The following is a 6,740-nucleotide window of genomic DNA, read 5'->3' as shown; positions in this document are numbered from 1 at the left end:
CCCCAACCCCCGACCCTCCGCCTCTGGGCCATCGTTCCCGCCGCGGGCAGTGGCCGCCGCATGCAGGCGGACCTCCCCAAGCAGTACCTGCAGCTCGGCGATCGCACGGTGCTGGAGCACAGCCTCGCGGCACTGTGCGCGCTCGAGGGGCTCGCCGGGGTCGTGGTGGCGATCGCCTCCGATGATCCCTACTGGCCCGCACTGCAGTGCCGGCTTCCCTGTCCACTGTTCGTCGCGCCGGGCGGTGCCGAGCGTGCCGATTCCGTACTGAATGCCCTGCAGGAGCTGCGCGGGCAGGCGGCGGACGACGACTGGGTGTTGGTGCATGATGCCGCACGACCCTGTGTGCGGGCGGAAGACCTGCGGCAGCTGGTCGCCGCGTTGCGCGACGACCCGGTCGGCGGGCTGCTGGCCGTGCCCGTGCGTGACACCATGAAGCAGGCGGCCGATGACGGCCGCTGCGCCGCCACTGTCGACCGCAGCCGCCTCTGGCATGCGCTCACGCCGCAGATGTTTCGACTGGGTGCCCTGTACGCAGCGCTGACCGCCGCGCGCACCGCCGGCGAGCGTGTCACGGACGACGCCGCGGCGTTGGAGCACGCCGGGCAACGACCGCGCCTGGTCGAGGGCCACGCCGACAACATCAAGATCACCCGGCCGGAGGACCTCGCCCTGGCCGAGTTCTATCTGCGGCGGCAGGGACGGCTCGGGTGAATGAATACGTTCAACCACGAAGGGCACAAAGAATAAATTTTGTAGAAGACTTCGTGACCTTTGTGTCCTTCGTGGTTATGGGGTGTCCAGGGTGTAGGAGACGATCATGAGAATCGGTCAGGGTTTCGATGCACATGCCTTCAAAGAAGGCGGTCGGCTGGTGCTGGGCGGGGTGGAGATCCCGCACAGCCACGGCTTGGCCGCCCATTCCGACGGCGACGTGGTACTGCACGCGTTATGCGACGCGCTGCTCGGTGCCGCCGGGCTCGGTGACATCGGCCAGCATTTCCCCGATAGCGATCCTGCCTATCAGGGCATCGACAGCCGCAGGCTGCTCGCCCAAGTGATGGGTCTGCTGCGTGCCCGGCGCCTGCGCGTGGGCAATGCCGACATCACCCTCATCGCCCAGGCGCCGAAGCTCGCACCCTACCGGGACGCCATGCGCGCCATCATCGCCCAGGATCTGGGCGTCGGCAGCGGCGAGGTCAACATCAAGGCCACCACCACCGAGCAGATGGGCTTCACCGGCCGCAAGGAAGGTATCGCGGTGCTGGCGGCCGTGCTGTTGCTCGACACGCCGCCGGACTGAGCGGAATTCACGAACATCTTTTGGCCACGGAAGCACACGGAAAAACACGGAAAGGGCTCGGTGTGGAAAACCCCGAATGCCATCCAGGCATGCAGTCTCGTCGGGCGTCGAGGTGCAGCGTGGCGTATCGGCTGATGCACGATGATGCGCCGCGGCTGCCGCTGCACGGTGGCCGGCGTCACCTGCCGCACGCACTCGAAGGATGAACAGATGACGACCGACCTGGCGAACACCGCGAATCTGCCCTGCGCCTTCGGTGGCCCGGCGGGGACGGGGCGGCTGCGGGTAGAGCCGGAGGACTTCGTGGTACGCGAGATCCCCATCTGCGCGCCGGACGGTGCCGGTGAGCATGTCTGGTTGCAGGTCCGCAAGCGCAACGCCAACACCGAATGGGTGGCGTGCCAGATCGCGCGCTTCGCCGGCGTGGCGCCGCGCGACGTGAGCTACGCCGGACTCAAGGACCGCCGGGCGGTGACCGAGCAGTGGTTTTCGGTGCAACTGCCGGGCCGTGCCGACCCTGACTGGGAGCAGCTCGCGGTCGAAGGCGTCACGCTGCTGCAGGCCGCGCGTCATGCGCGCAAGCTCAAGCGCGGTGCGCTGCGCGGCAACCACTTCGAGATCCGGGTACGCGAGTTCAGCGGCAGCCGCACGGCGGCGGAGACGCGGCTGCAGGCACTCGCGGTGCGTGGCCTGCCTAATTTTTTCGGGGCACAGCGCTTTGGCCACGATGGCGGGAATCTCGAGGCGGCGGCACGCATGCTGCGCGGTGAGGGCCGGCGGCCGGCGCGCCACGAGCGTGGGCTGTATCTGTCGGCAGCGCGCAGCCACCTGTTCAATCAGGTGCTGGCGGCGCGGGTCGCGGCCGGCACCTGGGACACGCTGCTCGACGGCGAGGTGCTGCAGCTGGATGGCAGTCGGGCCTGGTTCAGCGCCGACGGGCACGACCCGGAACTGTCACGGCGCCTGCAGGCCCTGGAAGTGCATCCGACCGGGCCGTTATGGGGCCGCGGCGAGCTGGCGACGCGTGGTGCCGCACGTGCCCTGGAGCTGACCTGCCTGGAACCCTGGACGGCGTGGTGCACGGGCCTGGAGCGTGCCGGCCTGGAGCAGGACCGGCGCGCGCTGCGCGTGCGCCCCGCGGCGCTGTCCTGGACCTGGGCGGGCGCGACGGAACTGTCCCTCACCTTCACGCTGCCGCCCGGCAGCTATGCCACGGCCCTGCTGCGCGAACTGGTCGCCGACATCGATGCGGGTCCGGCGGAGGAGCCGCCATGAACCTGAAAATAGTGTTGGCCACGGAAGCCACGGAACAACACAGAAAGATCAATTAATGGCCACGAAAGCACACGGAAATACACGGAAGATGTCGATGCATCGAAATTTATATTCTGTGTGTTTCCGTGTGCTTCCGTGGCCATGAATGGGTTCAGCGCACCGGATACATTGTCGTAGATCCCGTGGCCAGGAAAGGTTTTATCGAGCGTTCAATGCGCCTGACGGGGCTGAGGCCACCTTGGTGATCCTGGCGCCGGGCTGCTAGAGTTCCAACAGGATCGTTCATCGGAGTCACCCTCATGGCCGCGGACATCTCTTCGCTCATCCTGCTGCGCAACGACCCCGGTGTGGCCGCCGAACTCGAGGTCCAGGCTGAACTCGGCGACGTCGATGCCCAGTACGCCATGGGCCTGATCTGTGCCGAGGGCCGCGGCGTGACCCAGGATGTGGCGCGGGCCTTCATGTGGCTGACCCTGGCCGACGAGCAGGGCGACCGGGATGCCCTGTCGCTGCGCACTACGATCGCCGCATCCATGAGTGATGCCGACCACGCGCGCGCCCTGGAACTCTGCCGGGAGCGCCGACCGTACACGGGTAGTCCGGCCATGCGCTGGCTGCGGCAGCGGCGGCGCCCACCGGGCCGGCATTGAACCAGAGGCGAGTCGAATGAACAGAGCAGGAACGGGGAGGGGACGGTCGGTCCCGTACATGCTGGCCACGATCGGTCTGCTGCTGACGGCAGCCGCTGCGCAGGCCGGGTCGCCGGGTGAGGCGCTGTATCTGCAGCATTGCGCCGTCTGTCATCAGCCCGACGGCAAGGGGGTCCCCGGCATCTTCCCGCCGCTCGCCGGCAATCCGCGTGTCACCGCCGAGGACCCGGCGCAGATACAGGTGTATCTGGGCCGGATCATCTTCGGCTATCACGGCGGGCTGATCGTCGACAAGCAGATGTATTCGGGCACCATGCCGCCCATCGGCTATACAGGCCGTATCAACGACACCGAACTGCTCGACCTGATCAACTACCAGCGCAGTGCCTGGGGCAACGACGCCCGACCGGTGACGTTCGAAGAACTCGCCAAGGCGCGGGCGGCCGGCCGTCACTGATGAACCACCTCGGGGTTTCCCGTCTGAATCCGGGCCGGCTACACGCTGCGAGCCACCAAAAAAATGGCGGTTTATACTGCCTATACACAGCCGGACACCCCCGTGGAACACAGCAATCAGGAAAAATAGCACCGCGTAGGTCAATGGGCTGTTCATGACCGGTGTTCCCATGTTGTCGAGCAACCAGGTGAGCAGTCCCGGTATCCCCGCCGCCGCCGCGATGACCATCATGCGTCGACTGTATTGATCCCCCATTCGTCCCCATATCGGTGCACCCAGACTCGCCGCCAGACCACTGGAAACGATCAGTAAGCCAAAGCCGGTAATGCCTTCGCTATGTTGCTGGGCCAGCAGTACATAGAATGGCGGCGCCGGAGCAGCGCTCAGCATACCCATAAAGCAACCTATACCCGGCTCGCGTTCACCCAACAACTCCACGCAGATGCCGATCAGCAATGTCATCAGCCCGGACGTAGCGGCATTGCAACCCATCAGGGCACCGCGGTGCAGGTTTTAGGTCGCCAACGTGAAGCCGGTCTCAGGAGTATTCATGGCGGCTCATGCCCCTAATCGGCGAGCCACTTCGAGCCAGGTTTCGTAACATACAAAGTACGTGCGCTTCTGGTCGCATGAACAAGGCTGGCGTACGGTAACAGGCGCAGCGGAGACCGACAGTGATCGATGCAGAAACGGGTGGATCCCGAGAGTTATCCGGCAGAAATCCGGTTCTCGTGTCGGGACGCAATTTCTGGAAGTACGAGCGGGCATCCCGCCTTGCCACGATTGTCGATACGGCGGATTATTTCGCTGCATTCGCCGAAGCCTGCCGGGCCGCCGAACGTCAGATTCTGATTCTTGGCTGGGACTTCGATCGTCAGGAACGACTGCACCGCGGTGACCCGGACGGCGACTTTCCCGATAAGCTCGGTGAGTTTCTTGTCACCCTCGTAAAACAAAAACCGGATTTACACGTCTACCTGTTGTTATGGGATTTCAACATGATCTACGCTGCCGAGCGCGAGTTGCTGCCGGCATTAAGACTGCGCCTGCAGACTCCGCCCCGCTTTCATTTCCGGCTTGACGATAAACATCCGAAGGGTGCATCACATCATCAGAAAGTCGTGGTTATCGATGACCGTATCGCTTTCGTGGGCGGTATCGACCTGAGTCGCTGGCGCTGGGATACCGCGGAACACGCGCCCGACGACCCGCGCCGAATTGACTCTAATGGCAAGGCATACCCGCCCTTTCATGACATGATGATGCTGGTCGAAGGCATTGCGGCCCGCCGGCTGGGAGAACTCGCCCGCGAGCGTTGGCGACGGTTGTGTGGCAGGCGTATCACAGCCCCGGCCGGCGTGCAGGGGTGTCCTTGGCCAAACAGTATTGCTGCCGAGCTTGAAGGCGTGGATATCGCGATCGCCAGAACCGAACCCGCTTACCGTGGCCGCAACGAGGTCAGAGAAGTCGAGCGCCTCTACATCGACGCCATTGCCTCGGCCCGGGAAACCATTTACATCGAAAATCAGTATTTCACCGCGCACGTCCTGGCCGACGCGCTGGCGGAACGCCTCGCTGAGGAGCATGGACCGGAAGTAATCCTGATACTTCCGGAACAGACGGGGGGGTGGCTGGAACAAGTCACCATGGATGTCGTGCGTGGGCGCATTATGAAACGCTTGCACGATGTGGACCAGCACGATCGACTGAGAGTTTACTTTCCCTATCAACCCGGGCTGGGTGATACCTGTATCAGCGTGCACGCAAAGCTGTTGATCGTCGACGACCACCTGTTGCGGATCGGGTCGTCGAATACCAGCAATCGCTCAATGGGGCTGGATACAGAGTGTGACCTTGCGCTCGAATCGAGACAGGCGAATGACAGGATCGCCGGATACATCCATGGACTGCGATCCCGTCTGCTGGCCGAGCATCTCGCCTGCACGCCAGAGGATGTCACACGGGCCATACAACAGGAGGGAAGCACGATCAGGGCAATCGACAGTTTGCGCAGCGACCAGCGCAGTCTGCGTCCGCTGGACTGTTCGGTGCCCGAAAACGTTGACGAGATGGTACCGGATTCCTACCTGATAGATCCGGCAGAGCCGTTCAGTGTGGAATATTTTGTTGAAGCCTATGTCCCGGTAGCACACAAATCTCCGGGCCGACGGCGCCTGCTGATATTCGCCATAATCGTGCTCCTGTTGCTGGGACTCGCCGCCGCGTGGCGCTGGACACCACTACTGGAGTTACTGTCCCCGGAACGGGTACAACAGTATCTCGCTTCGATATCATCGTTCGAGGTGCGTACTGCGGTCGCGATAGGCGGATTTATCATCGCCAGCCTGCTGATGGTGCCGCTCACCCTGCTCGCGGTCATTGGCGGTGTTGTGTTCGGGGGCTGGCAAGCCTTTGCATATGTACTGACTGGTGCCATGGGCGCATCGGCGATCGGTTTTTTCGGTGGCAGGCTTCTCGGGCACGGCCTGCTGAAGCGTCTGAGCGGGTCGCGCATCGAACAACTCAGTAAACGTCTCACAAAACGTGGAACGATCGCAGTCGCCATACTGCGACTGGTTCCTGTCGCACCGTTCGCTATATTCAACCTGATCGCAGGCAGTTCCCACCTGGGGGCGCGGCAGTTCCTGGTGGGATCGCTTATCGGACTCGCACCAGGCCTCGGTGCAATCACCCTGTTTTCGAACTCGCTGTGGGAAGCACTCACTGCACCGTCGCTGGTAAATTCCGCCATTGCCGTCGGACTCGGTGGTGCGTTGATCCTCCTTGTCTGGCTCGCAAAACGCTGGCTGCGGACAAGCTGACACACGGTTTTTGATGGATATTGAACCGCCCCGGGTTTCGCGGAGGTCTTCACCCTCAGAGAGCTCTCCGGCCTGCCCACCAAAGAAATCTGTAACAAGCTGGATATCAGCGCGACCAACTGTGGCGTAATGCTGTATCGCGCCCGAATGAGCCTGAGGTTATCAAGGTCTGGGTTGTGCCGTCGGTGGCGCGGCAACGGTGTTGCCGGTCCAGAACACCGGCCGGGGGGGGG

Annotated in this window: 7 protein-coding genes; all 7 read left to right on the top strand. The window is 63.4% G+C overall.

Annotated elements, in window-relative coordinates; translation table 11 throughout:
* Nucleotides 1–60 precede the first annotated feature (60 nt).
* Nucleotides 61–714 carry a 2-C-methyl-D-erythritol 4-phosphate cytidylyltransferase gene (gene ispD / locus K8I04_10845; GenBank protein MBZ0072207.1) on the top strand — a complete coding sequence of 218 codons (654 nt, stop codon included), beginning with the start codon at nt 61–63 and terminating at the stop codon, nt 712–714.
* 103 nt (nt 715–817) lie between these two features.
* On the top strand, nt 818–1,303 hold the full coding sequence (gene ispF / locus K8I04_10840) for a 2-C-methyl-D-erythritol 2,4-cyclodiphosphate synthase (GenBank protein MBZ0072206.1): 486 nt from the start codon (nt 818–820) through the stop codon (nt 1,301–1,303).
* A gap of 210 nt (nt 1,304–1,513) precedes the next feature.
* Nucleotides 1,514–2,578, top strand: a complete 1,065-nt coding sequence (gene truD, locus K8I04_10835; GenBank protein ID MBZ0072205.1) for a tRNA pseudouridine(13) synthase TruD — start codon at nt 1,514–1,516, stop codon at nt 2,576–2,578.
* 299 nt (nt 2,579–2,877) lie between these two features.
* Nucleotides 2,878–3,228 carry a sel1 repeat family protein gene (locus tag K8I04_10830; GenBank protein MBZ0072204.1) on the top strand — a complete coding sequence of 117 codons (351 nt, stop codon included), beginning with the start codon at nt 2,878–2,880 and terminating at the stop codon, nt 3,226–3,228.
* A 58-nt stretch (nt 3,229–3,286) separates the two neighbouring features.
* Nucleotides 3,287–3,685 (top strand): cytochrome c, encoded by a 399-nt coding sequence (locus K8I04_10825; GenBank protein MBZ0072203.1) that lies wholly within the window; start codon nt 3,287–3,289, stop codon nt 3,683–3,685.
* Between the two features lie 674 nt (nt 3,686–4,359).
* On the top strand, nt 4,360–6,507 hold the full coding sequence (locus K8I04_10820; protein MBZ0072202.1) for a VTT domain-containing protein: 2,148 nt from the start codon (nt 4,360–4,362) through the stop codon (nt 6,505–6,507).
* A 72-nt stretch (nt 6,508–6,579) separates the two neighbouring features.
* Nucleotides 6,580–6,740, top strand: a 161-nt coding sequence (locus K8I04_10815) for a hypothetical protein (protein MBZ0072201.1), incomplete at its 3' end; no start/stop codon positions are given.

It is taken from the genome of Gammaproteobacteria bacterium (genome assembly GCA_019911805.1).
Classification (GTDB): Bacteria; Pseudomonadota; Gammaproteobacteria; order Thiohalobacterales; family Thiohalobacteraceae; genus JAHJQQ01.
Note: the sequence above shows the minus strand (reverse complement) of the source record. Positions and strands in the feature narration are given on the sequence as shown.

Bases quoted from the DNA above. Each gene is read 5' to 3' on its own strand.
- ispD (MBZ0072207.1), top strand. From the start codon at position 61: ATGCAGGCGGACCTCCCCAAGCAGTACCTGCAGCTCGGCGATCGCACG.
- truD (MBZ0072205.1), top strand. From the start codon at position 1,514: ATGACGACCGACCTGGCGAACACCGCGAATCTGCCCTGCGCCTTCGGT.
- K8I04_10830 (MBZ0072204.1), top strand. From the start codon at position 2,878: ATGGCCGCGGACATCTCTTCGCTCATCCTGCTGCGCAACGACCCCGGT.
- K8I04_10825 (MBZ0072203.1), top strand. From the start codon at position 3,287: ATGCTGGCCACGATCGGTCTGCTGCTGACGGCAGCCGCTGCGCAGGCC.